This is a genomic window from Solemya elarraichensis gill symbiont (genome assembly GCF_002021095.1).
GTDB lineage: Bacteria > Pseudomonadota > Gammaproteobacteria > Chromatiales > Chromatiaceae.
The window spans coordinates 1-2,040 of record NZ_MPRK01000279.1; the positions used below are offsets into that span (position 1 = coordinate 1).

At 46.9% G+C, this 2,040-nt stretch carries 1 protein-coding gene; it reads right to left on the bottom strand.

Annotation, left to right across the window (positions count from 1 at the left end; translation table 11 throughout):
- Positions 1-79 precede the first annotated feature (79 nt).
- Positions 80-1,981, bottom strand: a complete 1,902-nt coding sequence (locus BOW51_RS10135) for an MFS transporter (RefSeq protein WP_135568247.1) — start codon at positions 1,979-1,981, stop codon at positions 80-82.
- Positions 1,982-2,040: the final 59 nt, after the last annotated feature.

Consider the following 2,040-nt stretch of genomic DNA (forward strand, 5'->3'; position numbering starts at 1 on the left):
CAGGGCGTCCGGGGCAATAAAGGCTGTCGAAGATCGAGTGTAAAAGGGCGACTTGGATGTCCCGTTTTACATCACGAGATCAAAGACACGCTTGAAAAATTGAGTAAAGCAGTTGATTTGCACCAGCTGTTTTATGAGATGCAAGAAATTCGACGATTGCGAGTTTAACTTTATATGAAGCCGTCTCCATGCGCTGCTCAAGCATGGGTAATAATGCACTATCGGAAAAGATATCGGGTATGTCGCGTATCAAGACAAGTGTTGATAAGACATTCTCCTCTAGAGGAGACATGAGTTGCTGAAGAATCGATCCGGGTGGTGTGACATCGCGATGGCGAAGGAGGATATTCAGAACAACTCTTATTGATTCCGGGTCACTTTCCGAGAATAATGAATCCAGACTCTGCTGCACTGCCGGATCCGCCGGATTCTCATGGATGAGTATTCGTAATCGAATGCCCTCTGCATATGCTGTCTCGTGATGAGCGATCCATGACGCTGCTTTTTCCAAGACCTTCGAGTCTTCAACGTCCATCAGCAGATGCAATATTGCGCAGGTCTCCTCATCTTCAGTACTACTATCGAAACATTGCCACAAGGCATTATTTAACTCTTCTGGACGATCGACAACGAGCAATTCTGCCAGTTCGATCTTGATTCGATTCGGCTGACTATGCAAGGCGTGCAGGATAGCCGGGGATGCTTCATCCGGGGCAAACTTCATCAGGCGCTTGGCATAATAGAGCACGATATGCCGTTCGTCTGACTGCAGGTCCTCTGTCAGCTCATCCAATGCTGCTGATGTTGGCTTGGCAAGTCGTGATACATCGCTTTTACCAAGATAGGTTGCTTCGCTCATCGTGGTGATCAGCGTGTCGTAATAGACCTTGTTGGTCCTGACGCTGAACCAGAAAAGAAAAATTGTTGCCGTGACACCAATCATGGTGATTGGAAGATGTGTTTCGGATTGCTGCATGAAATGTAACAACAAGCCAACGCATAAGAGCGAGATGGGCAGCACAAACATCAGTGTCATAGAACGGCTGCGACCCTGCATTGCCGGTGGTAATGCCTCGAAAAAGAGATTGTAGCTTGGATTGCGAAAAGCACCCATCAGAGTGTCACGCACAAAGCTTCCGAAGAAAGCGGTTGGAATATGCAATCCAAGAAGGAAAAAGGCATTGCTCGCAACCATGCTCAGAGGGAATATCAGGTTGACAATGCGAATGCCAAATTTCTCGAAGAAGCGATTTGTTACGAATATCTGAATCAGTAAACCGGCGATACTGTTGAACGCAATGACTGATCCAATTACTTTGGCCAGGGTATTCTCACCAGGTACTTTTGTTACAAAAGTCAGGTTGATCAGGTATTTGAGTGTGTAATAAGCAATGACGGTAAAAAACAGGGTGAGACAGAGTGAAAGCAGCAGTGGAGAGCGCTTGGTGAAAGAGACTCCTTGCTGGATATTTTTTAGTGAGTCAGCAATATAATGGCCTTTCTTTTTTTTTGCATGGAAAAATGGGGATGGTCCATGCTTGTGATGATAGTAACGAACCACCAATGCACCTGATAGTAATGAGATAACCCAAAACCACAACATGTTATCAAGTGACAGGACCAAGGTTCCGATGCCCAGGCCAACCCCGGAAATCATGCCACCAATAGAGATTCCGCTCAGGATGATAGGCGAAAGGCGTTTGCTTTGCGACAGGTGCAGATTCTGGCTGACATAAAACATCAAGTGCACGGCAAAAAGGTCGCAGGTGGTTTCCTGAAGCAGATACAGGGCCGGATAAATAAGGCTTAACGTCATTGACTGGATGAGCACCCATGAGGCGATGATGACAGCCGCAGTAGATACGACGAGTATTTTCATGAGTCGATGCGGTGTCACGATATCGACAATGCTGCCATATACCAGTCCGGTTATTAACAGACCGCAAGCGTGTCTTTGATCTCGTGATGTAAAACGGGACATCCAAGTCGCCCTTTTACACTCGATCTTCGACAGCCTTTATTGCCCCGGACGCCCTGCGT